At 60.6% G+C, this 26,681-nt stretch carries 21 protein-coding genes; 9 read left to right on the forward strand and 12 right to left on the reverse strand.

The features are described from left to right. Nucleotides 1-183: 183 nt before the first annotated feature. Nucleotides 184-1,143: a galactofuranose ABC transporter, galactofuranose-binding protein YtfQ gene (gene ytfQ, locus FCH38_RS19655; RefSeq protein ID WP_174374835.1), complete on the reverse strand. Its 960-nt coding sequence runs from the start codon at nt 1,141-1,143 to the stop codon at nt 184-186. Between the two features lie 522 nt (nt 1,144-1,665). On the opposite strand from ytfQ, the gene FCH38_RS19660 reads away from it, so the two are divergent. Then, nucleotides 1,666-3,477 carry an IlvD/Edd family dehydratase gene (locus FCH38_RS19660; RefSeq protein ID WP_174374836.1) on the forward strand — a complete coding sequence of 604 codons (1,812 nt, stop codon included), beginning with the start codon at nt 1,666-1,668 and terminating at the stop codon, nt 3,475-3,477. 45 nt (nt 3,478-3,522) lie between these two features. On the opposite strand, the gene FCH38_RS19665 is transcribed toward FCH38_RS19660, so the two are convergent. The 10 genes from FCH38_RS19665 to FCH38_RS19710 all read right to left on the reverse strand — a co-directional run bounded on the left by FCH38_RS19665 (nt 3,523) and on the right by FCH38_RS19710 (nt 11,320). Beyond that, complete coding sequence (locus FCH38_RS19665) at nt 3,523-3,807, reverse strand: hypothetical protein (RefSeq protein ID WP_423753175.1); 285 nt, start codon at nt 3,805-3,807, stop codon at nt 3,523-3,525. A 50-nt stretch (nt 3,808-3,857) separates the two neighbouring features. Continuing rightward, the gene (locus tag FCH38_RS19670; RefSeq protein ID WP_174374837.1) at nt 3,858-4,262 is read right to left on the reverse strand and encodes a VOC family protein; all 405 of its coding nucleotides are present in this window, start codon (nt 4,260-4,262) and stop codon (nt 3,858-3,860) included. 14 nt (nt 4,263-4,276) lie between these two features. Then, on the reverse strand, nt 4,277-4,723 hold the full coding sequence (locus tag FCH38_RS19675; RefSeq protein ID WP_236776662.1) for a helix-turn-helix domain-containing protein: 447 nt from the start codon (nt 4,721-4,723) through the stop codon (nt 4,277-4,279). A 106-nt stretch (nt 4,724-4,829) separates the two neighbouring features. Continuing rightward, entirely contained in the window at nt 4,830-5,018 is a 189-nt protein-coding gene (locus tag FCH38_RS19680; RefSeq protein ID WP_174374839.1) for a hypothetical protein, read from the reverse strand. 164 nt (nt 5,019-5,182) lie between these two features. Further along, nucleotides 5,183-6,301 (reverse strand): pyridoxal-phosphate-dependent aminotransferase family protein, encoded by a 1,119-nt coding sequence (locus FCH38_RS19685; RefSeq protein ID WP_174374840.1) that lies wholly within the window; start codon nt 6,299-6,301, stop codon nt 5,183-5,185. Nucleotides 6,302-6,304: 3 nt separating this feature from the next. Further along, a complete protein-coding gene (locus FCH38_RS19690) occupies nt 6,305-7,090 on the reverse strand; it encodes an ABC transporter ATP-binding protein (RefSeq protein ID WP_174374841.1) in 786 nt (261 codons plus the stop codon). After that, nucleotides 7,087-7,890 (reverse strand): ABC transporter ATP-binding protein, encoded by an 804-nt coding sequence (locus tag FCH38_RS19695; RefSeq protein ID WP_174374842.1) that lies wholly within the window; start codon nt 7,888-7,890, stop codon nt 7,087-7,089. Before FCH38_RS19695 ends, FCH38_RS19690 begins: the two co-directional genes overlap by 4 nt. Continuing rightward, nucleotides 7,887-8,717: an ABC transporter permease gene (locus FCH38_RS19700; RefSeq protein WP_174374843.1), complete on the reverse strand. Its 831-nt coding sequence runs from the start codon at nt 8,715-8,717 to the stop codon at nt 7,887-7,889. Before FCH38_RS19700 ends, FCH38_RS19695 begins: the two co-directional genes overlap by 4 nt. Next, nucleotides 8,714-9,703, reverse strand: a complete 990-nt coding sequence (locus FCH38_RS19705; RefSeq protein WP_174374844.1) for an ABC transporter permease subunit — start codon at nt 9,701-9,703, stop codon at nt 8,714-8,716. Before FCH38_RS19705 ends, FCH38_RS19700 begins: the two co-directional genes overlap by 4 nt. Before the next feature lie 9 nt (nt 9,704-9,712). Continuing rightward, on the reverse strand, nt 9,713-11,320 hold the full coding sequence (locus FCH38_RS19710; RefSeq protein WP_174374845.1) for an ABC transporter substrate-binding protein: 1,608 nt from the start codon (nt 11,318-11,320) through the stop codon (nt 9,713-9,715). Here FCH38_RS19710 and FCH38_RS19715 point away from each other — a divergent pair. From FCH38_RS19715 to FCH38_RS19725, 3 genes are all read left to right on the forward strand, one after another. Beyond that, nucleotides 11,319-11,564, forward strand: a complete 246-nt coding sequence (locus FCH38_RS19715; protein WP_174374846.1) for a hypothetical protein — start codon at nt 11,319-11,321, stop codon at nt 11,562-11,564. The two genes, FCH38_RS19710 and FCH38_RS19715, sit on opposite strands and share 2 nt — an antisense overlap. A gap of 131 nt (nt 11,565-11,695) precedes the next feature. Further along, entirely contained in the window at nt 11,696-14,455 is a 2,760-nt protein-coding gene (locus FCH38_RS19720) for a DNA translocase FtsK (protein ID WP_174374847.1), read from the forward strand. A 91-nt stretch (nt 14,456-14,546) separates the two neighbouring features. Continuing rightward, nucleotides 14,547-15,623, forward strand: coding sequence for an Ldh family oxidoreductase (locus tag FCH38_RS19725; RefSeq protein ID WP_174374848.1), 1,077 nt, complete (start codon nt 14,547-14,549; stop codon nt 15,621-15,623). 17 nt (nt 15,624-15,640) lie between these two features. Here the strand turns inward: FCH38_RS19725 and FCH38_RS19730 are convergent, their stop codons facing one another. Beyond that, nucleotides 15,641-17,635, reverse strand: coding sequence for a putative bifunctional diguanylate cyclase/phosphodiesterase (locus FCH38_RS19730; RefSeq protein WP_153516580.1), 1,995 nt, complete (start codon nt 17,633-17,635; stop codon nt 15,641-15,643). A 316-nt stretch (nt 17,636-17,951) separates the two neighbouring features. On the opposite strand from FCH38_RS19730, the gene FCH38_RS19735 reads away from it, so the two are divergent. From FCH38_RS19735 to FCH38_RS19755, 5 genes are all read left to right on the forward strand, one after another. Then, a complete protein-coding gene (locus FCH38_RS19735) occupies nt 17,952-18,998 on the forward strand; it encodes a class I SAM-dependent methyltransferase (protein WP_174374849.1) in 1,047 nt (348 codons plus the stop codon). Between the two features lie 284 nt (nt 18,999-19,282). Continuing rightward, entirely contained in the window at nt 19,283-20,107 is an 825-nt protein-coding gene (locus FCH38_RS19740; RefSeq protein WP_174374850.1) for a bifunctional allantoicase/(S)-ureidoglycine aminohydrolase, read from the forward strand. 168 nt (nt 20,108-20,275) lie between these two features. After that, a complete protein-coding gene (locus FCH38_RS19745) occupies nt 20,276-21,778 on the forward strand; it encodes a sensor domain-containing diguanylate cyclase (RefSeq protein WP_174374851.1) in 1,503 nt (500 codons plus the stop codon). 554 nt (nt 21,779-22,332) lie between these two features. After that, nucleotides 22,333-23,535, forward strand: coding sequence for an efflux RND transporter periplasmic adaptor subunit (locus tag FCH38_RS19750; RefSeq protein ID WP_369809579.1), 1,203 nt, complete (start codon nt 22,333-22,335; stop codon nt 23,533-23,535). An 11-nt stretch (nt 23,536-23,546) separates the two neighbouring features. Beyond that, nucleotides 23,547-26,681 carry a multidrug efflux RND transporter permease subunit gene (locus tag FCH38_RS19755; RefSeq protein WP_174374853.1) on the forward strand — a complete coding sequence of 1,045 codons (3,135 nt, stop codon included), beginning with the start codon at nt 23,547-23,549 and terminating at the stop codon, nt 26,679-26,681.

Genomic DNA, 26,681 nt, shown 5'->3' on the forward strand with positions numbered 1-26,681 from the left:
AACGCCAGCGATTGACCACACCCTCGCCCCCTCATCCCGCTGCCGCGACCTTCTCCCCCTCGGGGAGAAGAAGCAGGCGGCACACGCTCGCCCCATATGCGATCATTCGGTGTCGGGCTTGCGCCCCTCGTTTAACCGAAAGAAACGGCGCAACTTTTCGCGCCGTTCCTCAAAAGACAGGCCTTAGTAACCCAGGCCCTTCTTCGCCTCGTAAACCTTCATCGGATCATCGGATGCCGTATAAAGCTTGGATTCCGTCTGGATCCACTTCGCAGGCGCCTTCTTGTCCTTCAGATAGGCTTCAAGCGCATCGAAGGCCGGGCCGGCCATGTCAGGCGTCAGTTCTACGGTGGCGTTGGCTTCACCGGCGGCCATGGCCTTGAAGATATCAGGTACGGCATCGATGGAGACAACCTTGACGTCGGTACCGGGCTTCAGGCCCGCTTCCTTGATCGCCTGGATCGCGCCGACGGCCATGTCGTCATTATGGGCGTAGACGGCACAGATATCCTTGCCGCCGCCTTCGGCCTTGATGAAGCTTTCCATCACTTCCTTGCCCTTGGTGCGGGTGAAGTCACCCGTCTGCGAGCGCACGATCTTGATGTTCTTGTGGGATTCGATGGCCTGCTCGAAACCCTTCTTGCGGTTGATGGCGGGCGAGGAGCCGGTTGTGCCCTGCAATTCCACGACCTTGCAGTCCTTGGAGCCGACATCCTTGACCAGCCAGTCGCCGGCCACCTTGCCTTCGTGCACCTGATCCGACGTAACGGCGGTCAGGTAAAGATCATCCGGCGCCTCGATCTGGCGGTCGAGCAGGATGACAGGGATTTTCTCTTCCTTGGCTTCCTTCAAAACGGCGTCCCAGCCGGTGGCGACCACAGGGGCGATCAAGATCGCATCGACGCCCTGCGCGATGAAGCCGCGAACGGCCTTGATCTGGTTTTCCTGCTTCTGCTGCGCGTCGGCGAATTTGAGCGTGACGCCGCGTTTTTCGGCCTGCTGTTTGGTAACGGTGGTTTCAGCCGCGCGCCAGCCGGATTCCGAACCGATCTGCGAGAAGCCGACGGTAAGCGATTGTGCGGAAACACCGGATGCAAGGCACAGCGAAACGGCGACAGTAACTGTCGCGAGAGCTTTTCTCATCTTATTCCTCCCAGAGATGATGTCAGCGTGACGGCAACACTATGAGCATATAGTAATACTCTTGGAAAGTGGTTTTTTGGCGTTTCCGCAATTTGCCAGATGTCGGTTTGACTTGAATTTTGCCATAAAATGCAATGAATCAATAGGTTATATGCACATAAATCGATTTTTCTGTTGTTGAAAGCATACCGGAAATGGGGTTTGATCCAGCTTGACAGGCGATGTCCGCATCTAATAGTAATACAAATAAAGACATCAGGTCGTGACGGAGCATGAGGCCATGAGGCCGTTGTTTTCCGGAATGACAGGGAGGGAGAGACCGTTGCGCTATGCCGCCATCGTCGTAAGCACCGAAAAATATTCGGTTAAAGCCGAAGAACAGCCCCAAATCACTCGTCTGGGCCTGCTCTGTCGGTTATGCGTGATCCCGAAAAGCTGATTCCATTTTCCTTGCGCACAACATAAGCTTGTCGCATTTCGTAATATTTTACCGTTGGCCACTTCCGGCTGGAGACCTGCATCATGACCAAATCCGACAATCTGCCCGCCACAAAAGGCAAGTTTCGTTCGCGCGCGTGGTTCGACAACCCCGCCAACGCGGATATGACGGCGCTTTATCTCGAGCGTTACATGAACTTCGGTCTCAGCCAGGCCGAGCTTCAGTCCGACCGCCCGATCATCGGCATTGCGCAGACCGGCTCGGATCTTTCACCCTGCAACCGTCACCATCTGGAACTGGCCAACCGCCTGCGTGAAGGCATCCGTGAAGCCGGTGGCATCGCCATCGAATTCCCGGTCCATCCGATCCAGGAAACCGGCAAGCGCCCGACGGCGGGCCTTGACCGCAACCTGGCTTACCTCGGCCTCGTGGAAGTGCTTTATGGCTATCCGCTCGATGGCGTCGTGCTGACCATCGGCTGTGACAAGACCACGCCTGCCTGTCTTATGGCGGCGGCCACCGTCAACATTCCGGCCATCGCCCTGTCCGTCGGCCCCATGCTGAACGGCTGGTTCCGTGGTGAGCGCACCGGCTCCGGCACCATCGTCTGGAAGGCGCGCGAACTGCTGGCCAAGGGCGAGATCGACTATCAGGGCTTCGTCAAGCTCGTCGCCTCGTCGGCGCCCTCCACCGGCTATTGCAACACCATGGGCACGGCAACAACCATGAATTCGCTTGCCGAAGCGCTCGGCATGCAGCTTCCCGGCTCCGCCGCCATTCCGGCGCCTTACCGCGACCGTCAGGAAGTTTCCTACCTCACCGGCCTGCGGATCGTCGAAATGGTCAAGGAAGACCTCAAGCCTTCCGATATCATGACCAAGGACGCCTTCATCAACGCCATCCGCGTCAACTCGGCTATCGGCGGCTCCACCAATGCGCCGATCCACCTCAACGGCCTTGCTCGCCATGTCGGCGTGGAGCTGACCGTGGATGACTGGCAGACCTATGGTGAAGACGTGCCGCTGCTCGTCAACCTGCAGCCGGCCGGCGAATATCTCGGCGAAGATTATTACCATGCCGGCGGTGTTCCCGCTGTCGTCAACCAGCTGATGACCCAGGGACTGATCATGGAAGACGCCATGACCGTCAACGGCAAGACCATCGGCGACAATTGCCGTGGTGCGATCATCGAGGACGAGAAGGTCATCCGCCCCTATGAGCAGCCGCTCAAGGAGCGCGCCGGCTTCCGCGTTCTGCGCGGCAACCTGTTCTCCTCGGCCATCATGAAGACAAGCGTGATCTCGGAAGAATTCCGTGGCCGCTACCTCTCCAACCCAAATGACCCGGAAGCCTTCGAAGGCCGCGCCGTGGTGTTTGACGGTCCGGAAGATTACCACCACCGCATCGACGATCCGTCGCTGAAGATCGACGCCAACACCATCCTGTTCATGCGCGGCGCCGGCCCGATCGGTTATCCGGGTGCGGCAGAAGTGGTGAACATGCGTGCGCCGGATTATCTTTTGAAGGAAGGCGTCAATTCGCTTCCCTGCATCGGTGATGGCCGTCAGTCCGGCACGTCGGGCAGCCCGTCCATCCTCAACGCTTCCCCGGAAGCAGCGGCCGGTGGCGGTCTCGCCATCCTGCAGACAGGTGACCGCGTTCGCATCGATGTGGGCCGTGGCACGGCCGATATCCTGATTTCCGGCGAGGAGCTGGCCAAGCGTTACGAGGCGCTTTCTGCCGAGGGTGGCTTCAAATTCCCCGATCACCAGACTCCATGGCAGGAAATCCAGCGCGGCATCGTCAGCCAGATGGAAACCGGCGCGGTTCTGGAACCGGCGGTCAAGTACCAGCGCATCGCCCAGACCAAGGGCCTGCCGCGCGACAACCACTAAAGGCGGGACCGTTCCGGCTGGCCGCTTTTAAAAATCAGCTAAAAATCAGCCCCGGGGTGTGCCGCCCCGGGGCTGAAATATTTTCGGACATCCGAGCGCCTCGTCGCCCTCCTGCTTACTCCTTCGATGGGGAGAGCGGCTTTCCAGATAAGGCAGGAAGAACATGTAGAGCCCGCTCCCGATAAGCAAAGTCAGCGGAAGAAGCGGGGCATAAACGATCACCGGTGGTGTCGGGCCGAAAGCCATCGAAGCGAAGTTCGCCAGAATAGTGACGGTCAGCAGAATGCCCAGCCACCGATGGCTCTGCCTTATCCATTTTTGCAAGATCAAAGTCGCCCCCAAGAAAAAGCATCCATGATGGAATGTGACACACGGTTGCCTCAACGGGCCTGAACGAGCTTCCAGCCATTGCCGGAAGGATCGCGGAAACTCGCATCCACCGAGCCGTAACGCGTGATCGGTTCCTGGGTGAATTCGACGCCGCGTTTGTGCATGGCGTCAAAGGCCTTCTGGCAATCCTCGACCACCAGAACCAAAGGCGGCATGGCGCCCTTGGCCACGGCTACGTTCAAATCCTGCGCCGTCGCCTCGTCAACGGTCGGGGCCTGCGGCCGAAACAGGCCGAGCTGGAAATCCGGCTGGTCCGGATGCTGCACCGTCAACCAGCGATAATCGCCGTTGCGTGCGTCCGTATGGACACGAAATCCGAGTTTTTCGACATAAAATTGCAGCGCCTCGTCCTGGTCATGAACGTAAAGCCCGACAACTTGAACACCATTTTTCATGAGCTATCTCCCTTTCACTCACTGTGCCTACCGCCTTTCGCCTGTCGGCGCTTCTCCGAAACTGCGATTGTGAGATTGGGGCGGTGTGCGGCGCTGACGAAGCAATGGGGAACCTGCTCGAGATCGGCAGGGGAAAGCCGCATTTGTCGCCGCACTTCGCTTGGGCTCTCCCCGGTTACATCGCGGAAAACGCGGCCAAATGTGCCGATGCTGTTCCAGCCGGTTTGCAAGGCGATGTCGATGATGGGAAGGCTGGTGTCACGCAAAAGCGCCACGGCGCGCTCCACCCGGCGGGTCAGCAGATAGCGGTGAGGGGGTATGCCGAAGGCATCGCGAAACGATCTCGCGAAGTGCGCCTGCGAGGCGCCGCTGACTTTTGCAAGGCGTGAAACGGGCCATGCCTCATGCGGCGCGGCATCCATATGATCCCTGGCGCGCAGCAGGCGGCGTAACAGCTTCAAGTCTCTGTTTGCAGAGTTCTTTTCATTTCCAGACCGCATGCGGCAATCATTGAATGAACCTGCCGTCCTTGGCAAGGTTCATGCCCGGCTAGCCACTGCGGGTGATTTAGATCACCGGATAAAGCGACCAGAAGAACAGTTCATATTCCTGATCGCGGTCGTCATCATGCGGTTCGTCATCCGGTCTGCGCGGCGTCTTGTCCTGAAATTCGAGCTCGACCCGCTCATTGACGACGGGCATTCTTCGGCCGATGCCAAAGAGGTCAAAGGAGAGCATATTGAACCCTGCTACCATGGCCAGTTCCCTTCTTCACGCGAGTTAACGGTGTGTTAAGTTTCGCGCGTTGCCATGATTTCGTCAAGATTGGCCGCGGAATTTGTCTACTATTTTTAACAACAATGTCGTGATTGGCGTTTCACCGGTGCCGGATTTCACGCAATGAATGTTTGTCGGCCCCGTCAAACCTCTTTCGAAGCGGCCTCCGAATAGCTCTTTGCGGCCGCTTCCAGCGCGGAATCGGTATCGACGGCATGGCCGAAGTTTTTCAGGGCGCTTGAGACGGCTGCGATATTGGCTTTCACCGCCTGCGGATGCGCGCGCCGGCCGGTGTGGTTGAGCCTTATCAGCCGTTCCGCGCCGGGGCCGACGCCGGCGGAAATATCCGCGCCATGCTCTCTGGATACAGCGGCGAGAAACGCTCCGGCTTCGACGGTATCCGGCAGGATTGCCGTGGAAACGAGAGCTGAGGCATGCGCTTCCTCCACCCAGTTGGCGATGCCGAGCGCCCTGATGCCATGACGGGTGGCCGCCGCTGCCCGCTCGTGGCGCGCAGTGGCGGCTGGTAGACCCTCCGCCTCGATCCTGTCGAGCGCGGCCTCCAGCGCATAAAATTCCAGCGGCGCCGGCGTTCCGGGCAGCGCCCCTCTGCCGGCATCCAGCCAGAGCATCTTCTGGTCGAGAAGCGAGAGCATGGAGTTGGTGGGCGCCCTGTCGTGCGAAAGCAGCTGCCATGCTTCTGGGCTGACTGAAATGGCCGATATGCCGGCCGGGCCGGCCAGCGCCTTCTGCGGCCCGATGACGGCAATATCGATGCCCAGTCTGTCAACCTCGAAGGCATGGCCGCCAATCGAAGCGACGGCATCAACCAGCGTAACGACGCCTTTGGTTTTCGCCAGCGCGGCAATGGCGGGCAGGGGGTTGAGAATACCGCTTGCCGATTCCGCATGCACGATGGCGAGAAGATCGAAACCCGGCCCGTCATCGAGCGCCCGTTCAACCTCGGTGAGCGTCACCGGCTTTGCCGGGCTGGCTGTCAGATTGCGCACCGTCGCCCCGCCGCGTTCCAGCCAGCCGCCGAACCATGCACCATAGGGGCTGGTGACGATGTTGAGCGCCTTCAGCCCCGGCCGCGCAAGGCTTGTCGCCGCCGCCTCCAGCGCCAGCACGGCTTCCGCCTGTATCAGCAGCACGTCGTTTTTCGTGCCCATCAGGGCCGCCAGCCGGTCGGCCAGCATGGCGTAGCGCTCGGCGGGGAAAGCGGGCGGGTCGAGAAGCAATGCATAATCCGGGGCGGGCATGTCTTATCCTTGCACGGTGGTGATGAGCCGCGGGGCAGCGGCGATCAGGCCTCTGGCGGTCGAGGATTGCGGCGCGGAAATGATCGCTCCGGTTCCGCCGATTTCAACGATCCGACCCGCCTCCATGATCGCGACACGGTGGCAGACGGCGCGGATGACGGCGAGATCGTGGGACACGAAAATACAGGAAATCGCCGTTTCCCGCTGTATTTCCACCAAAAGTTCGAGAATCTGCCGGCGAACCGAAACGTCAAGCGCCGAGACCGCTTCGTCCAGAATGAGAAGCGACGGTTTGAGCGCGATGGCTCTGGCAATCGCCACACGCTGCCTTTGCCCGCCCGAAAGCTCGAAGACCGAGCGGCCGGCATAGGCGGCGGGTAGGCCGACACGGTCGAGAAGGCGGCGGATTTCCGCCGGGCGGTCGCGTCTTTGAACGACGCGGTGAATGCGCAACGGCTCGCCTATGGCATCTTCGACGGTGGCGCGTGGGTTGAAGGCGCCATGCGTATCCTGAAACACCATCTGCATCTGTTGCCGGGCGGCGCGCAACGTGCTGCCGCCAAGTGCAAGCCAGTTGCGGTTTTCGAAACGAACAGTGCCTTCGTCGGCGGGGATCAGCCGCATGAGGATGCGCGCCAGCGTCGATTTCCCGCAGCCGGAAGGGCCGGCAAGCCCCAGCGTCTCGCCGCGCTTGAGCGAAAACGAGATATCGGAGAGTGCCGTCACCGTTCTTGCGCCGGTGCGGTAGGTCTTGGAAAGGCCATCCACGCTCAGAAGGGTTTCATTCATGGCACGGCCTCGCTGACGAGCGGCGGGGTCGACAGATCGAGGTAATCGGCAAGCAGCGCCCGGGTGTAGGCATGCGCGGGCGCGGAAAGCACCCGCCGGGCCGGGCCGTGTTCCACCAGTTCACCGGCGCTTAAAACCGCGATGTCGTCGGCAAGGCTGGAGGCAAGACCGATATCATGGGTGATGAATACCAGCGTTCTTTCTTCCTCGCGCACGAGATCATCCAGAAGGGTGGCGATGGCCGCCTGGGTCACCGTGTCGAGCGCGCTCGTCGCCTCGTCGGCAATCAGGATCGAAGGGCGCGCTGCAATGGCGGCGGCAATCGCCACACGTTGTCGTTGCCCGCCGGAAAGCTGGTGCGGATAGGCGGTGAGCAGATGGGAGGGATGCGGCAGCCGCACTTTTTCCAGAAGATCGCGGGCAAGTTCGCGCGCCGCCTTCCATGAGAGGCCGAGATGCCGCACAGCGCCTTCCGCTACCTGTTCGCCGATGGTCAGAACCGGGTTCAGCGTTGCGCCGGTATCCTGAAAAATCGTGCCGATATCGCGCCCCGGCATCGGCTTGCCGCTGAACAGGCCGCTGTCACGGCTCCAGGATATATCGCCCGCGACCCACGCGGTCTGCGGCAGAAGCCCGGCGATCGCCTTGCCGAGCGTCGATTTGCCCGAGCCGCTTTCGCCGATGATCGCCAGCCGCTGCCCCTGCCTTATCGTCAGGGAAACCTTGCGCAGCGCCGGCGCATCGGCCGCGGCATAACGGACGCTGAGATCGTCGATCCGGCAAAGGGCGTTGCCGCTCATGGCTCCTGCCTCCTCGTCGCCATTGCCCGTTTGATGCCTTCTCCGAAAAGATAGACACCGAGCACGGTCACCAGCAGACCGATGCCGGGGATGACGGACAGGAACGCGGCCGAGCGGAGCACGTTGCGTCCTTCCGCGATCATCGAGCCCCAGGTGACGATATTGGGATCGCCAAGCCCGAGGAAGGAGAGCGCTGCCTCGGTGAGGATGGCCGCGGCAACGATGATGGCGGCCAGCGCCAGAACCGGCGGCAGGGCATTGGGCAATATTTGCCGGAAGGCGATTTCCAGCGGATGCATGCCGATGGCGCGGGCAGATTGCACATAGTCACGCTCGCGGATGCTCAACACCTGCGCCCGCATCAACCGCGCCGGATCCGCCCAAGCGCCGAGTGCAATGGCCAGAATGACTGTCGGCATCGAGGGGCCGATGGTGCTGACGAAGGCAAGCGCCAGCAGGAAATTCGGCACGATCTGAAAGGCATCGGTGACGCGCATCAGCGCCTCATCCACGAGGCCGCCGGCAAAACCGGCAATCGTGCCGATGACGGTGCCGACAACAAGTGCTGCTGCGGCAGCACCCATGCCGACGAGCAGGGAGGCCTGCGCGCCATGGGCAAGTTCGGCCAGCACATTGCGGCCCAGCCGGTCGGTGCCGAGCGGCAGGGCGGCATCCGTAAAGGGCGCTATCAGCGGCTCGCCGACGATCGCCAGCGGATCGCCGGGGAACAGGAGGGGTGCGGAGAACGCCGTCATCGCCAGCAATGTGAGGATGACGGTGCCCGTCACACCTTCGAAATTGCGCAGGAGCCGGAGAACGAAGCTCATGCCGCACTCTCCCCGCTGCCAATGCGCGGATCGAGAATGGAATAGAGAATATCGACCACGAGATTGACGAGGATGACGAAGACGGCGCTGGTGAGGATAATGCCCATCAGAAGCGGCGTATCGCGACCGCTGACGGCCTCCTGCGCCAGCCGCCCGAAACCCGGAATGGCAAAGACGCTTTCAATCACCACGCTGCCGCCAAGCATGGTTGCGGCCTGCAGGCCAAGTACGGTGATGAGCGGCAGCGCCGCGTTGCGGGCAACATGGCGCAGCACGATGCGTCGTCTGGAAAGCCCCTTGGATTGCGCAAAAAGCACGAAATCCAGCGGCCAGACCGCCGCCATGGCGGTGCGCATGACGCGCAGGAACAGCGCCAGATAGATGAGGCCGAGGCTGGCGACGGGCAGCACGAGATGGCGGGCAATATCCAGCGCCCGTGCAAATCCCTGTTTGCCCGAGGCGATGGTTTCGATGCCCGACGTCGGCAGCCATCGCAGCTGCACGGCAAAGACGATGGCGAGAACGAGGCCGAGCCAGAAACCGGGCGTGGCGTAAAGCGTGAGCGACAGCGTTGAAAGCACCCGGTCGGTCAGTCCGCCGGGACGTGCGCCGGCGATGATGCCGAGCGCGGTGCCGGTGATGAAGGCGAGTGCGGTGGCGCTGCCCATCAACAAAAGCGTGTTCGGCAGCCGCTCGAGGATCAACCCCAGCACCGGCCGGTCAAAGGCAAGCGACCAGCCGAGATCGAGCCGCAGCACCGAGCTTGCATAGAGCCAGAAACGAGCGAGCATCGAGCCGTTGAGACCATATTGCTCGCGCAGCGCATCCCGCAGCCCGGCATCGCCTCCGCCGATGGAAACGAGATAGGCATCCACCGCATCACCGGAGGCATTTTCAAGCAGGACGAAGGTGAAGATGAGAACGATCAGCAGCACCGGAATGGCGCTGATCGCCCTTCGCCGCAGCAAAGACGTCGCACGTTTCACGGCGCGGCCTCAGCTATCGACCGCGGTATCCGCCCAGTTGGAAACTGCCCAGCGCGGATTGCTGGCGACATGTTTGACCGTATCGCGCGCCACCGTGATGAAACCCCATTCGGCGACGTTGATGAGCGGCAGATCGGCTGTAACCTGTTTCTGGAAATCCTTGTAGAGTGCTGTCCGTGCAGTCGTATCCACGGTTTCCGCCGCCTTGTCGATCAGCGTATCGAGCGCCTTGTTCTCATACCCGCCCTGATTGGAGAAGCCGACGCCAGCGGGAATGCCGGATCGCACGAGAATGGTGGTGGAGATTGCGGGATCGCCACGGAACACCGGGGGAGCAACGGCCAGATCGAAGGCGTGGTCGGTATAGACGGCCTTCTGGTGTGCGGCGGCATCATTATTTACCAGCTCGGCATCGATGCCGATTTCCTGAAGCGCCTGACGAAGATAGGAACCGAATTGTTTGGTTTCGTTGAAATAGGGCGCAGGCAGAAGTTTTAGCGCAAAACGCTTTCCGTCGGGTCCGCGGGCATAACCGGCTTCATCCAGCAGGGCATTGGCCTTGGCCACGTCGAAATCATAGGTCTCGACGTCGTCGGTGTAAAACTGCGGCGCATTCTTCGGCACGGGACCGGTGGATGCGGTGGCATAACCGAGGAACACCTTGTCGATGACGAATTTTTTGTCGATGGCGTGGGCGATTGCCTTTCTGACCTTCAGGTCGGCCAGTTCCTTGCGGCGGTGGTTGATTTCCACCACGAGCTGATAGGTCAGTGCCTCGTAACCATCGGCAATCACCTTGATGCCCGGCACCTTGGCGATGCGGGCAAGATCGGCGAGCGGCACGGCGGAGAAGGCGGCCAGCTGGATTTCTTCCGCTTCCAGCGCCGAGGCTGCTCCCGCACGATCGGGCAAGACGCGATAGATGATTTCTTCGAGCTGCGGCTGGTCTTTGCCCCAGTAATTAGGGTTGCGGGTCAGGCGGTAATATTCGCCGGGTTTGTATTCGGCAAAAACGAATGGCCCGGTACCAACCGGTTTGGTATTGGCCGGATTGGTGGCGATATCGGTGCCTTCATAGAGATGTTTCGGCACGACGCTGGTGACGACAGGCAGTGCATTGCGGATGAGCTGGAACGGCGTGGGCTTTGAGAAACGGAAGACGGCCGTGTGGTCGTCAGGCGTTTCCACCTTTTCGAGATTGGCAAAGACCAGCCGGCCGAGGTTCTGCAACGGTTTCCAGACGGAAAGCGCTGAAAAGGCCACGTCCGCCGAGGTGAAGGGTTTGCCGTCATGCCAGGTCACGCCTTCGCGCAGCTTGAAGGTGGCGCTCAAGCCATCATCCGATCCCTGCCATTCGGTTGCAAGCCGCGGCTCCAGCCCGTCCTTGCCATCAAAAGAGGCTTCCGCCAGCGGCTCGACGATCTTGCTGGCGATATAAAACACGCCATTGGAGGCGACGATGGCCGGATTGAGGTTTTTCGGCTCCGAATCGGCCGCGACGATCAGCCGCCCGCCGGATTTTTCCTGCGCTGCGGCAATTCCCGCCAGTCCCGTGGTTGCGGCAAGAGCAAGCGAGGTCTTGAGAAGCGAGCGGCGGGAAAGCTGGACAGGCGACATGAATTTCACTCCGGAAATGAGGGCGAGACGGGCCTTTCCGCTTGGCCCGCGGCACGCCGATCTTAAGACTGCAACCTCGGCAGTGTCCACGTTAATTCGCGCCCTTTACAGCAATGATTTTACGTTGCGGACGAGTTTGAAGAAACAATATGCCTCACCCACGCCAATCTCGTTTTCTCCGGTTGCCGCAGAAGGTGTCCAGTCCATCGAAAAACGATTTAATAAAACAAAAACAAAATGTTGATCTTCAATTTTGCTGCGGGCGCATACTGAAACGTGACTGTGGGTGACGTGAAATCTGTCGCCGAGGCCCCGTTTGGAAAGGGGTAATTAACCTTTATTTTCTATTTCAGGGAGACCGAAATATGTACGTTTATGATGAGTGTGCACGCTGCCATGAGCTTCTCCCGATCCAGATTCCAGAATTCGTCCAATAACGCCGGGGAGGGGAGCGAAAACGCCCGTCATGCCGGCGGCAAGGCGGTTGCCGGGCAGCAGACGGCGATGAAGGCAAGTGCCGCGCCCCGGCCCAATGCCGATGTCAGCGCAGCAGACGCCATTGAAGGCCGTGCCGAAATGCCCGGCTGGCAGAATGCTTTTGTGCTTGGCCCGAATGTGCGCTTTACCCGCACGCCGGAAAGCGCCTTTAGCCGGCGCATGCCGGTAGAGACGCCGAATATTCCGGAAGAAATCCATATTCCCGAAGAGGAAGTCGTGGCAGTCGCTCCGCCGGAACCGGTGGAGCCGGAGCCGGCGGCGCAGCAGGCTGTCGCACATGAGGACGCTGCTGTCATATCTCAGCCGATCGTAAAACCGGCGGAGCAGCGCGTGCCGCCACAGCGCATGCCGTTCCTGCCGCAGCCGCCCGATGCGCGCGGTGCCAGGGCGCTGACCTATAAATTGCGTCTCGAGCTTGCCCGCAAGCAGGCGGAAGAAGCCGCTGCCGCCGCACTGGCGCCGCCCCAGGCTGTAACGGCCACGCCTATTGCGGAAGTGCCGGTACAGCGGGTATTTGCCTCCGTTCAGCCGCAGCCTGCTGTCCAGCCAGTCGCTGTGGCGCAGGCCGCCATACCGGCTGCGTCCGTTCCCGCCTTTGCCGCCCACCTGCCGGATGAGCTGTTCTGGGAAGTCATGACGCTTGATCTGCCGGGGGCAGCGGTCGAGGCCGTTCCCGCCTATCTGCGCGCCAATTTTGCCGATCCGGCCCTTGCAAATTCCACTCTGGCAAACCCGGCTTTGACGGAGTCCATGCCCGTCGTTTCCGCGTCGACGGTCGCTGCCGTCGTGCTTTCAGCCGAGCCTCCGGTCGTCACCGTGCCGGGCGGCTCCGCGATCCGGCTTTACCGGGAAATCGGCGTGCGTCAGGCTGTCGTTCCGGTCGCCACGCCGGCGGCAGAACAGGAAATCGCGCCGCAGCCGGTGGCGGAGGCACCCGTCTTCGTCGAGCCGCAGCGGCCGGTCGAGCAGGCCCATCCGATTGAAAGCCAGCCGGCAGCACGAGTGGCGGCGGAGCCGCGTTTCACACCGCGCGCACCTATTCAGGCTTCGCAGCCGATGTTCCGCGAAGCGCCGGTTTTTGCCGAGGGAGAATATCAATATCCCTCCATCGACCTTTTGCAGCAGGCACGCGTCCAGCAGACCACGACCATGACGCCCGAAGCGCTGGAACAAAGCGCCGGGCTTCTCGAAAGCGTGCTTGAGGATTTCGGCATCAAGGGTGAGATCATCGATGTCCGCCCCGGCCCGGTTGTGACGCTTTACGAGTTCGAACCCGCCCCCGGCGTGAAGTCTTCGCGCGTCATCGGTCTGTCGGACGATATTGCCCGCTCCATGTCGGCGCTGTCCGCCCGTGTCGCCGTGGTGCCCGGCCGCAATGTCATCGGCATTGAACTGCCGAACCCGGTGCGCGAAACTGTCTATCTGCGTGAACTGATCGAAGCGACTGACTACGCTGAGACCCGCCAGAAGCTAGCGCTTTGCCTCGGCAAGACCATCGGCGGCGAACCCGTCATCGCCGAACTGGCGAAGATGCCGCACCTGCTGGTCGCCGGCACCACCGGCTCTGGCAAGTCGGTCGCCATCAACACCATGATCCTGTCGCTGCTCTACCGTATGAAGCCGGAAGAATGCCGCCTGATCATGGTCGATCCGAAGATGCTTGAACTTTCGGTCTATGACGGCATTCCGCATCTCCTGACGCCTGTGGTCACCGATCCAAAAAAAGCGGTCATGGCGCTGAAATGGGCCGTGCGCGAAATGGAAGACCGCTATCGCAAGATGTCGCGTCTCGGCGTGCGCAATATTGACGGTTATAATGCAAGGGCCGCTGCCGCCCGCACCAAGGGTGAGACGGTGCTCTGCAACGTGCAGACCGGGTTCGACCGCGCCACGGGCGAGGCTGTCTACGAGCAGGAGGAAATGGACCTCACGGCCATGCCCTATATCGTCGTCATCATCGACGAGATGGCCGATCTGATGATGGTCGCCGGCAAGGAGATTGAAGGCGCCGTGCAGCGTCTGGCGCAGATGGCCCGTGCCGCCGGTATCCACCTCATCATGGCCACGCAGCGTCCGTCTGTCGATGTCATTACCGGCACCATCAAGGCCAATTTCCCGACCCGCATCTCCTTCCAGGTGACCTCGAAGATCGACAGCCGCACCATCCTTGGCGAACAGGGCGCGGAGCATCTGCTCGGTCAGGGTGACATGCTGCACATGATGGGCGGCGGCCGCATCGCCCGTGTCCACGGCCCGTTTGTGTCGGATGAGGAAGTGGAAAAGGTCGTTGCGCATCTAAAGACGCAGGGGCGTCCGGAATATCTGGGTACCGTCACGGAAGACGCCGAAGAGGCCGATGACGAGGTGGAAGAGGATACGGCCGTTTTCGACAAGACCTCGATGGGCGATGACGATAGCGACGATCTCTATGAGAAGGCCGTCAAGGTGGTGATGCGCGACAAGAAGTGCTCGACCTCCTATATCCAGCGCCGTCTGTCAGTTGGTTATAACCGCGCCGCTTCGCTGGTCGAGCGCATGGAGCAGGAAGGCATTGTCGGACCTGCCAACCATGTCGGCAAACGCGCGATTATCGCCGGCGAGCGCGATCCTTACGACGCCATGGGTGCGGACGACTGATTGATCATTCGGGGCGCGATATTCGGTTGCAAAAACGCGCCCCGTGAATAGCCTGTGCGGCATGGATTCTGGTACCGGGAGGGTTCCCCGCATGTCGCACAGCAATGAAAACGTCACCGTTCTCGCAAGGCTGGATGAGCTCGAGCGGTTCTGCCGCAGTGTTTTCCTCGCCGCCGGCACGGATGAAGAGACGGCCGATGCCGCAACTCGCGCCATGATGCATGGCACAAGGCTCGGCGTTGACAGCCACGGCGTGCGCCTGCTTGCCCACTATATCACTGCCCTTGAAGGCGGACGTCTCAATCGGCGGCCGCAGATCCGCCGCGTCTCCGGTTTCGGCGCGGTGGAAACCGTCGATGCCGACCATGCCCATGGCGCGCGCGCCACCTATGCGGCCATGGACAATGCCATGGCGCTGGCCGAAAAATTCGGTATCGGCGCGGTGGCGATCCGCAATTCCTCGCATTTCGGTCCGGCCGGCGCCTATGCGCTGGAAGCGGCGCGGCAGGGTTATATCGGCCTTGCCTTCTGCAATTCCGACAGTTTCGTGCGCCTGCATGATGGCGCGATGCGGTTCCACGGCACCAATCCCATCGCCGTCGGTGTGCCGGCGGCTGATGACATGCCGTGGCTTCTGGATATGGCCACCAGTGCTGTGCCCTATAATCGCGTTCTGCTTTATGGCAGCCTTGAACAGCAATTGCCTGATGGTGTGGCGTCTGACGGTGACGGCGTCGACACGCAAAATCCCCATGCCGTTGAAATGCTGGCACCACTCGGCGGCGCATTCGGCTTCAAGGGCGCGGCGCTGGCTGGCATGGTCGAGATTTTCAGTGCCGTTCTCAGCGGCATGAAGCTCAGTTTCGATATAGATCCGATGGGCGGGCCGGATTTTTCCACACCGCGTGGCCTTGGAGCCTTCGTTCTGGCGCTGAAGCCGGAAGCCTTCCTTGAACGGGAAGTGTTCGACGAGGGCATGAAACGTTATCTTGAAGTGCTGCGCGGCTCGCCCGTACGCGAAGATTGCAAGGTCATGGCGCCGGGTGATCGGGAATGGGCGGTGGCGGCAAGACGCGAAAGGGAAGGTGCACCCGTCGATCCCGTTACCCGCACGGCCTTTGCAGAACTGGCGTCGAAATTCTCGATCACCCCGCCCGCTTATCATTAAGGCGGGTCTGCGCTCCGTCAGGCGGGGCGCAGCAGCATGTTGGGACGCGGATAGGGGGCTTTCGCCGCACCAAGTCTTTCAGCAACCACCGGGCGTCCGAGATAATAGCCCTGCGCATAATCGATCTCCAGCTGGCGCACCAGCCGCAGTTGTTCTTCCGTCTCCACGCCTTCGATCAGAATCTTGTGGCCGCGGTTGCGGATGAGGCGGATCATGTCCTGCAGCATCGCCCGGCCGCGCGGCGTGTTGCTGTCATGCAGGAAGGAGCGGTCGATCTTGACGGTGTCGAAATCGGTCATGCGCAGCCAGGAAAGGCCGGCAAATCCGGTTCCGAAATCATCGAGCCAGATGTTGATGCCGAGCGTTTTCAGGTCGTTCAGGCAGCGCAGCAAATCCGAATGTATTTCCATATCCAGACCTTCGGTGATCTCGAAGGCGAGCCTGTTGCCGGCGATGCCGGCCTCGACGAGGATCGCTGCAACCGAAGTGGCAAAGCCGGGATTTTTCAGCTGCATGGGGGATACGTTAACACTGACAACGCCCACCCGGTCATCGGCAAGAATCTGCTTGCAGACGGTCTTGATAGTCCACAGGCCAAGTTCCATGATCGTGCCGGTGCGTTCGGCGATCGGAATGAAGATGCCGGGCGAAACGGCGCTGCCATCGAGCAGGCGAAGCCGCATCAGGGCTTCCGCTCCCGGTGTTTCATTGGTCGAGACGTTCAGGATCGGCTGATAGACAAGTGAAACGAGGTTTTCCGCCACGGCGATTTTCAAAAGTGCTGCGATATTTTCCGTCTCGTCGCTGGTCTGCGGATCGTCCGGGTCGAACAGTTTCATGCAATTGCGGCCGTTGGCCTTGGCGATATAGAGCGCCCGGTCGGCCTCGTTGATGATTTTCTCCAGCTTGCCGTCCGGATTGGCGCGGGTGAAGGACGCGCCGATGCTGACGGTGACGACGAAGGTACCGTCGCGGCGCTGGTCGTGGGCCAGCGACAGGTCTTCGACGGTGTGGCGGATCGTCTCCGCCAGCTCGCCTACCTGCTGCCTGGATTTGAACGGCACGAGGACGATGAATTCCTCACCGCCATAACGACCGATGGAAGCGCCATGCCCGGCGATTGCATCCTGCAGCGCATTGCCCACCGTCACCAGGCACTTGTCGCCTTCCTGGTGGCCATAGCGGTCATTGTATTTCTTGAAGAAGTCGACATCGATGAGGAGAACGGCAAAACCCTCCTCCTTCTTGCTCCAATTGTCCCACAGCAGACGCAGCTGATGGTCGATGGCGCGGCGGTTCTGCAGGCCCGTGAGCGAATCCGTATTCGAAAGCCGCAGCAGCGCCTGGCCGCGCTCATCCGCCGCCTTCTGCTGGGCCTTGGCCTCCAGCGCGTTGAGAAAGACGTGATAACGTTCCCGGTTCAGGTTCCAGTTCACATAGGAGGTGAAGACGAAGCAGGAAATGTAGAAGGTGCCGAAAGCCACCTTGTAGAACACATCTTCGGGAAACTGCGTCAACGCCAGAAAATAGGTGACGAGAATGATACCTGATGACACGAGCGACAGATGGAAGCGGAAGGTGAAGAACAGGTTGGCGCCCATCATGAAGATCGCCCCGAAAACCATGTAATAGGACATGTTTTCGAGGTTGTCGGTCAAAAGCGAAGGCAGCAGCCAGCCAATATAGCCCATGACAAGCGCAGTGGCGCAGGTGAGGTCGAGCGCTGCGGTGCTGGCGCCCCTGCGCAGCTGGATCTCCAGCGTCAGCAGCGATGAGACGACCACGAGCAGGCGGGCGATGATGGCGTAAAACGCGACGTCGGGGATTAGAATAATGTCGGTGACGGCAAATAGCAGATAGATAAAAACGGCCGTCCACAGGCCCTGTCTGATCGAGCCACGGCGGCTGCGCTCACCTTCCTGCTGGTAAAGGGCAAGAAGTTCATCAGAAAACCGGGAGTCCGGCCGCCGATAGTCTTGCTGTCCATTCACCTCTCCCAACGTGTGCCTCATGCACTTTCCCATAGTGTTGCGTATACTTTTTTAAGTAACTGCTTATTCCACTTTTCCGTGTGCTCACGCACCCGGTGCGGGTTCCTGCCGATCTCTGCCGATATGTGTGCAGAACCGGGAAAGGAAGAACGCATCATACGTTCGCAACATTAAGTTTCACTAAATCGCGTATCCGCTTTCTCCTCCGCCCACGAGTGTGACCAAAAAAATACGCTAATGTAGAAATCTATCCCTACACCGCTCAAAAATTGAAAGCGAGTGGCGTTCCGTCTTCCAGAAACGTATAGTTAACAATGTGTTAATACTGGAGGCTGAAGTGGTGCGGGTAAAGAAGAAAAATCTGGACGGGGCAAGTCTGATCACCCCTGATACTGTCGCAAAAGAGATTTTTGCACGCAGAACCGAAACATTCGATGAGCAGTTCGCAGTTGCGAAAGCAGAGATCGCCATCATTCTCGAATTGGCACAGCAGCAATTCGACAATGGTGTTTTAGCGCATGAGATAATACATCGGACGGCGGGTGCGCTGCATGGATTGCGAGATAAACTCCACTCCAGCGTGTGGGCAGAACTGATCCCGCTGGTACAGAATCACTCGGTATCGGAGCATTTTCTCGAAGATCCCTTCACCCGGTGGTCGTTCGAAAAGCCGAGGGGCTATTCCGGCGACGCCCAGTTGCTCGATTTCATCTACGGTCACGACAGCGTTGCCGGGCTGGTGAAAAACGCCTCACCGCTGGGTGCTGCCCTTTACGATTACACAAAGGATGCCAGTTCTTCGGTTGCCGTGCGCGAGCGGCGGGACCTGCTGACGCGGTTCGTTGACGAGGCCGCCGCCCGGCACGGCGAGGAGACGGAAATCCTCACCATTGCCTCCGGCCACCTGCGTGAGGCCGATGCTTCGGTGGCGCTGAAGGAGGGCATGATCAAGCGCTGGGTGGCGCTCGATCAGGATCCCTTGAGCGTCGGCGCGGTCGCCCGTGATTTCGGCGGCCGCGGCGTGGAGGCAATTGACGGTTCGGTGCGCGACATCGTGCTGCGCACGCAGGAACTCGGCAGCTTCGATCTCATCTATGCGGCCGGCCTTTATGATTATCTGAACGACCGCGTGGCGATCAAGCTGACACGGCGCTGCATGGAGATGCTGAAGCCCGGCGGCATGTTCCTCTTCGCCAACTTCTCCGAAGATATCGTCGTCGACGGCTATATGGAGACCTTCATGAACTGGGCGCTGCTGCTGCGCTCGAAGGCGGATATGTGGCGGATCGTCAATGCCAGCGCCGATCCTGCAAGTATCGAGGCGGAGGTGTTCTTCGGCGAGAACCACAATATCGTCTATGCGACGATGCGTAAGAAGGGCTGAGATAGAAAGCCGCGCTCGTTATTCCTTCGTGGGAAGCGAGCGGATGCCACTTGTCTCTTCTCCCCGCCGGGGAGAAGTCCGCGGCAGCGGGATGAGGGGGCAAGGGTGCTGTCAATCGCTGGCGTTGCCCCCACATCCGACCCTTCGGGCCACCTTCTCCCCGGCGGGGAGAAGAAATGCGCGGCGACGTCGTCCCCATTTCGTCACCCGTCCCTCGCCAATAACCATTTGATTAAACCATATCGCAGGCCTAAGAATCCGCGCCGAATGGATTGCAGAATGGAATGGCTGAAATGAAGAGATATTATTCGGATATGGGCGGTCTGCCGGGGCAGACGGAACTGCTGTCGAGCAAGGCTGTTTTCAAGACCGCCTATGCGGTCATCCCCAAGACCGTGATGTCCGATATCGTGACAAGCGTGCTGCCGCACTGGACCGGCACGCGGGCCTGGATCATCGCCCGGCCGATGACGGGTTTTTCCGAGACTTTCGCGCAATATATCGTCGAAGTGCAGCCGGGTGGCGGCAGTGAGCGGCCGGAGCCGGACGAGCGGGCGCAGGCGGCCATCTTCGTTGTCGAAGGCGAAATGGTCGTGACGTTCGAGGGCGCGCAGCATGCGCTGCGGGAGGGCTCGTTTGCCTACCTGCCGGCCGGTGCGCGCTGGCAGGTCCAGAACTCCGGCAAGGCGCCCGTCAAGTTCCATTGGGTTCGCAAGGTGTTTCAGGCGGTTGACGGGCTGGAAATCCCGCCGGCGATCTTTTCGCATGAAGACGAGATCGCCATGTCGGCCATGCCCGATACCGAAGGCAAATGGGCGACGACCCGCTTCATCGATCCCGAAGACGTGCGTTACGACATGCACCTCAACATCGTCACCTTCCAGCCGGGTGCGACCATTCCCTTCATGGAAACGCATGTGATGGAACATGGTCTTTACGTGCTGGAGGGCAAGGCGGTCTACCGGCTGAACGAGGACTGGGTGGAAGTTGAGGCCGGTGACTTCATGTGGCTGCGCGCCTATTGCCCGCAGGCCTGTTATGCGGGCGGCCCCGGCCGGTTCCGTTACCTGCTCTACAAGGATGTGAACCGTCACGTGAAGCTCTGGTAAAGGGCATTCCGGCGGCGAAATCCGTGAATTATCGCGCAATCCGGCGGCTTGCGCGATAAATGCTTGCGTTAAATCGAATATCCCTAATAAATCCCGATATGCGGACGGTCGTCGCCGTGCCGCACCGTTTGGCATCCGCCTGCATCTACCCTTGAGAAGACTGCCCGTATGAGTGAGACGATCGATACCAATATCTTCAATCTCGCGCCCGTGGCGATGTGGATCGAGGATTTCAGCGCAGTTAAGAACCAGTTCGATATCTGGCGGGCTGAGGGTGTCGAGGATTTCAGGGCGTTTCTTCTCGAAGATTTATCGCGGGTGGCGGCCTGTTCGCAGAAAATTCGCGTTATCAAGGTCAACGCCAGGACGCTGGAACTGTTCGAGGCGCGCGATCAGGCGCATCTCGTCGACAATCTGCACCGGATTTTTCGCGACGACATGCTGGAAAGCCATGTGAATGAGCTTTCCGAACTCTGGGCCGGCAAGACGGAATTCACCAGCAATGCCGTCAACTATTCGATCGGCGGCAAACGGCTGGATATCCAGCTGCGCGGCGCGGTCATTCCCGGCCACGAAGCGACGCTCGGGCGGCTGCTTTTGACCACCGAGGATGTGACGGAACGGGAGGAGGCTCGCCGCAAGGAGCTTTTCAATCGCCGTTATGCCGAGGGTATGTTCAAACATTCACCGGTTTCGCTCTGGGTGGAAGATTTCAGCCGCGTCCGTCGATTGATCGAGGAGGTCAGGGATCGCGGCATTGTCGATTTCCGGGTGTTCACGGATGTGCATCCGGAATTCGTGCGGCAATGCATGAGCGAAATCCGTGTCATCGACGTCAATCGAGCCACGCTCGACCTGTTCTGCGCGCCGGACCGGCAGGTTCTGCTGCAGCGGCTCGGCGATATTTTCCGCGGCGAGATGGAAAAGCCGTTCCGTGAACAGCTGATGGAGCTTTGGAACGGCAATCTCAACCACCATCGCGAGGTGGTGAACTATGCGCTTGATGGCTCGGAGCGGCATGTTCTCCTGCATTTTTCCGTCTTCCCCGGCCATGAGCAGGACTGGTCGCTGGTGCAGGTGGCGCTGACGGACATCACCGCCCGCAAGAAGGCTGAAGCCTATCTCGAATATCTCGGCAAGCACGATGTGCTGACCAAGCTGCACAACCGCGCCTTTTATTCGGACGAGTTGAACCGGCTGGAGCGCAACGCGCTCAGGCCCGTTTCCGCCATCGTCATCGATCTCAACGGCCTGAAGGAGGCCAATGACAAGCTCGGCCATGATGCCGGCGACGCCCTGCTGCGGCGGGTGGGAGAGGTGCTGAATGGCGTGGTCACTGCGCCGAACCATGCGGCGCGCATCGGCGGTGACGAATTCGCCATCCTTCTCCCCGGCGCCGACAAACAGATTGCCGCTGCCATGGTCGAAACCGTCTATGAGCTGCTGAAGATCAACAACCAGTTTTATTCAAGCGCGCCGCTCAGCCTGTCGCTGGGAGTGGCGACCAGCGAAGCCGGCGAGACGATGGAATCGCTGGTGCGCCGGGCCGATATGAATATGTACGAACATAAGAACGCCTACTATGCGGCCCTGCGCAACAGACCTGCCGATAATGGCGAGACGACGAAGAACAACCCGTCCGAGGCCGCCCCGCTTAAGCGTCTGTTCTGAGGAAAGGCGCGGGCGCTTCAAGGTGCGGGGGGCGTTCTAGCCTTCTGCGACGATTTACATCATCTCGACGTCATCCCTGGGCTTGTCCCACTCCTGTCCGGTTTAAATTTCCGGGCAGGTCGCAGTCTCTTTGAAGTCGGTGATGAAGGGTGAACATTCCCTCAACGTCATCCTCGGCCTTGTGCCGAGGATCTGACCACGTCGAATAAAATCAATACGTTGGCAGATCATCAGGACAGGCCCGAGGATGACGTCGGCGCAATTGGCATGACTTTCCTTCCCGTCGGACGCCGCCGCTCTTGAGAGTCTTGTGCCTTGTCCAGAAATTTAAACGGGACAGGAGTGGGACAAGCCCGGGGAGGACGTTGGTGCGATTGGCCCGACGCTCCCTCCCGTTTCACGATTCCATTCCTCCTTGGTGTTCTGTCGGGGCCGTACGCATCTTCACAAGCGCGTGAGACAGCTGTTGCGCTGCAACATTTCCATTGCCCGAATTTTACATACGTCTTAGTATGTATGTAAATATGACCTTTTTTGTGGATTCGGAGCGCAGTATGGCGAAGAAATTGGGGCAGATCGTGGCGGTGTTGTTGACGGGCATCGTTCTGGTCGGATGTAGCGACGAGCAGGCCTCTGCGCCCGCTGCGCCGCCGCCCGGCGCGGTGAAAGTCGTGACCGTGAAACAGGAAGAGCTGCCCATCACCAACGAATTGCCGGGACGCATCGCGCCGACACGGCTTGCCGAAGTGCGCCCGCGCGTTTCCGGCATCATCGTCGAGCGGGTGTTTGAACAGGGCTCGCTGGTGAAGGCGGGCGACGTTCTCTACCGGATCGATCCTGCGCCGTTCCAGGTGCGCGTCGACAGCGCCGAGGGAACATTGCGTCGGGCGCAGGCTGCACAGCTACAGGCGCGGCAGACGGCCGACAGGCAGCAGCAGCTGCGTCGCTCCAATGTCGGCTCGCAGCAGGAATTCGACAATGCCATCGCCCTGCTGGCGCAGGCTGACGCCGAGGTGGCCGTTGCCGAAGCTGGCGTCGCGGAAGCCAGGCTCAATCTGCAATATGCCAATGTGACCGCACCCATCAGCGGCATGATCGGCCGTGCGCGCATCACCGAAGGCGCGCTCGTCAGCGCCACCGGCTCGGAAAATCTCGCGACAATCCAGCAGCTCGATCCGATTTATGCCGACTTCACCCAGCCGGCCGCCGATCTCATCCGGCTGCGCAAGGCCCTGCAGGAAGGCCAACTGATGACTGGCCCGAACGAGGCCGAAGTCAACCTGCTGTTCGATGACGGCAGCCGTTATCCGCTTTCGGGCCGCCTGCTGTTCTCAGAGGCGGCGGTTGACGAAACCACCGGCCAGGTGACGCTGCGCGGCGAATTCCCCAACCCGAACGGCGATCTGCTGCCGGGCATGTATGTCCGTGTCCAGATCCAGCAGGGCATCCAGAAGGCGGCCTTTGCCGTGCCGCAGCAGGCGGTGCAGCGCGATGCGGGCGGGCAGGCGAGCGTGCTTGTGGTGAACGCTGAAGACACCGTCGAGCAGCGGCGCGTCAGCGTCGGTCGCTCCATCGGCGATCGCTGGGTGATTTCGGAAGGGCTTGACGATGGCGACCGCGTCGTTGCCGAAGGTTTTCAGAAAACCGCGCCCGGCGCCAAGGTGAAGCCCGAGCCGTGGTCTGACGAGCCGGATGTCGCTGCCGCCGCCGGCAGTGACGGCGCTGCCGCTACCGAGACCCCGGCCGCGAAGCAATAAGGACCGATTTCATGGCACGTTTTTTCATCGATCGGCCCATTTTCGCCTGGGTCGTCGCCATCTTCATCATGCTGGCGGGCCTGCTTGCCCTTCCCATGTTGCCGATTGCGCAATATCCGAATGTGGCCCCGCCGCAGATTTCGATTGCGACCACCTATCCCGGTGCTGCGCCCGAAGACATCTATCAGAGCGTCACGCGGCCCATCGAGGAGGAGCTGAACGGGGTTCCGGGTCTTCTCTATTTCGAATCGACTTCCGAATCGTCAGGCAGCATCTCCATCAACGTCACCTTCGCGCCGGGCACCAATATCGGTGAAGCGCAGGTCGAGGTGCAGAACCGCATCGCCCGCGTTCAGCCGCGTCTGCCGCAGGCGGTGACGCAGCAGGGGCTGCGCGTCGAACAGGCGGGCACCTCGTTCCTGATGATGGTCGCGCTCACCTCCGTCGACGGCAATACCGACGCCATCGGCCTCGGTGATTATCTCAGCCGCAACGTGCTCGGCGAATTGCGCCGCGTGCCGGGCGTCGGCAGCGCGCAATTATTCGCCACCCAGCGCTCCATGCGCATCTGGATGGACCCGGACAAGATGCTCGGGTTGAGCCTCACCTCGTCCGACGTCATCTCGGCCATTCAGGCGCAGAACTCGCAGGTTGCAGCGGGCCGCATCGGCGCGTCGCCGAACCCCATCGGTCAGCAGATTTCGGCCACCGTCAACGTGCAGGGCCAGCTGACTTCGCCGGAAGAGTTCGGCTCCATCGTGCTGCGCGCCAATCCGGACGGCTCGTCCGTGCGGTTGCGCGATGTGGCGCGGGTGGAAGTGGGCGGCGAAAGCTACGCGTTTTCCAGCCGTCTGAACGGCAAGCCGACGGCGGCCATCGGCGTGCAGCTGTCGCCCACCGGCAATGCGTTGCAGACCTCGGACGGCGTGCGCGCCACGATGGAGGAGCTGTCGCGGTATTTCCCGCCGGGTCTGGAATATGAAATTCCCTACGACACCAGCCCCTTCGTGAAAATCTCCATCCAGAAGGTGATCAATACGCTGGTCGAGGCGATCATCCTCGTCTTCGTGGTGATGTTCGTCTTCCTTCAGAACATCCGCTACACGATCATCCCGACACTGGTGGTGCCGGTGGCGCTGCTCGGCACCTGCGCCATTATGTATGTCTCGGGTTTCTCGATCAATGTTCTCACCATGTTCGCCATGGTTCTCGCCATCGGCATTCTGGTCGATGACGCGATCGTCGTCGTCGAGAATGTCGAGCGCATCATGGCGGAAGAGCATCTGTCGCCCAAGGAAGCGACCCGCAAGGCGATGGGCCAGATTTCCGGCGCCATCATCGGCATCACGCTGGTGCTGACGGCGGTGTTCGTGCCCATGGCTTTCTTCCCCGGCGCGGTCGGTATCATCTACCAGCAGTTCAGCCTGACCATGGTGGTGTCCATCCTGTTTTCGGGTTTCCTCGCGCTGTCGCTGACGCCAGCGCTCTGCGCGACGTTCCTGAAGCCGATCAAGGCCGGACATCACGAGAAGAAAGGTTTCTTCGGCTGGTTCAACCGTGGCTTCGACAAAGCCTCGCATAAATATTCCTCGTCGGTCGGCAGCATCATCAAGCGCTCCGGCCGTTTCATGGTCATCTATGCGGCGCTGCTTGCCGGTCTCGGCTGGGCCTATATGCAATTGCCAAGCTCCTTCCTGCCCAATGAGGATCAGGGTTATCTGATCGTCGATATTCAGGCGCCGGCGGAAGCCAGCAGCGAACGCACGCTTCAGTCCATCCAGCAGATCGAAAAAATCTTTCTGGCGGAACCGGCGGTCGATCGCGTCATCGCAATTTCGGGCTTCTCCTTCTCCGGTTCCGGCCAGAATGCCGGTCTCGCCTTCGCAACGCTGAAGGACTGGAGCGAGCGCGGGCCGGAAGATTCCGCATCCGCCATTGCCCAACGCATCAACGGCCAGCTGTGGGGCCTGCCGGGCTCCATGTCCTTCACACTGTCGCCGCCGCCCATTCAGGGTCTTGGCAACTCCAGCGGCTTCACCTTCCGCCTGCAGGACCGCGCGGGTGCTGGACAGACGGCGCTGAGCGCCGCCGGAGCACAGTTGATGGCGGCGGCGCAGAAAAGCCCAGTTCTGGCCGGACTGCGCGTTGAAGGCATGCCGGATTCACCGCAGGTCAATCTCATCATCGACCGTGAAAAGGCCAATACCTTCGGTGTGACCTTCAGTGACATCAACGCCACCATCTCGGCCAATATGGGCTCGTCCTACGTCAACGACTTCCCCAATGCCGGCCGCATGCAGCGCGTGACGGTGCAGGCGGAGCAGGGCCAGCGCATGAAGACGGAGGACCTGCTGCACCTCAACGTCCGCAACGCCAATGGCGGCATGGTGCCGGTCAGCTCCTTCGCCACGGTGGAATGGGTGCGCGGTCCCTCACAGGTGGTAGGTTACAACGGCTATCCGGCGATCCGTATCGGCGGCCAGTCGGCACCCGGCTATTCCTCCGGTGACGCGATTGCCGAAATGGAGCGTCTGGCCAGTGAGTTGCCGAATGGTTTCGGTTTCGAATGGACCGGTCAGTCGTTGCAGGAAATCCAGTCCGGCTCGCAGGCGCCGGCCCTCATCGGCCTCAGCATCCTGTTCGTCTTCCTGCTTCTGGCGGCGCTTTACGAAAGCTGGTCCATTCCGCTCTCCGTCATGCTGGTGGTGCCGCTCGGCGTCATCGGCTCGGTGGCGGCGGTGATGATGCGCGGCATGCCGAACGACGTCTACTTCCTCGTCGGCCTCGTCGCCATCATCGGGCTTTCGGCGAAAAACGCGATCCTGATCATCGAATTCGCCAAGGATCTGCGGGCGGAGGGCAAATCCACCTATGATGCGACGGTGGAGGCGGCCCACCTGCGCTTCCGGCCGATCCTGATGACCTCGCTCGCCTTCTCGCTCGGCGTGCTGCCGATGGCGATTGCCTCGGGTGCGAGTGCGGCCAGCCAGAACGCCATCGGCACCGGCGTTCTCGGCGGCATGATCTCGGCGACGATCCTTGCGATCTTCTTCGTTCCCGTCTTCTTCGTCTTTGTCATGAAGTTTTTCGGGGATCGGAAGAAGGACGACAAGATTGCTGCTGACGCCGTGTCGCCGGCGGAATAA

Origin of the sequence: Agrobacterium tumefaciens, assembly GCF_013337285.1 — a bacterium.
Lineage (GTDB): Bacteria > Pseudomonadota > Alphaproteobacteria > Rhizobiales > Rhizobiaceae > Agrobacterium > Agrobacterium burrii.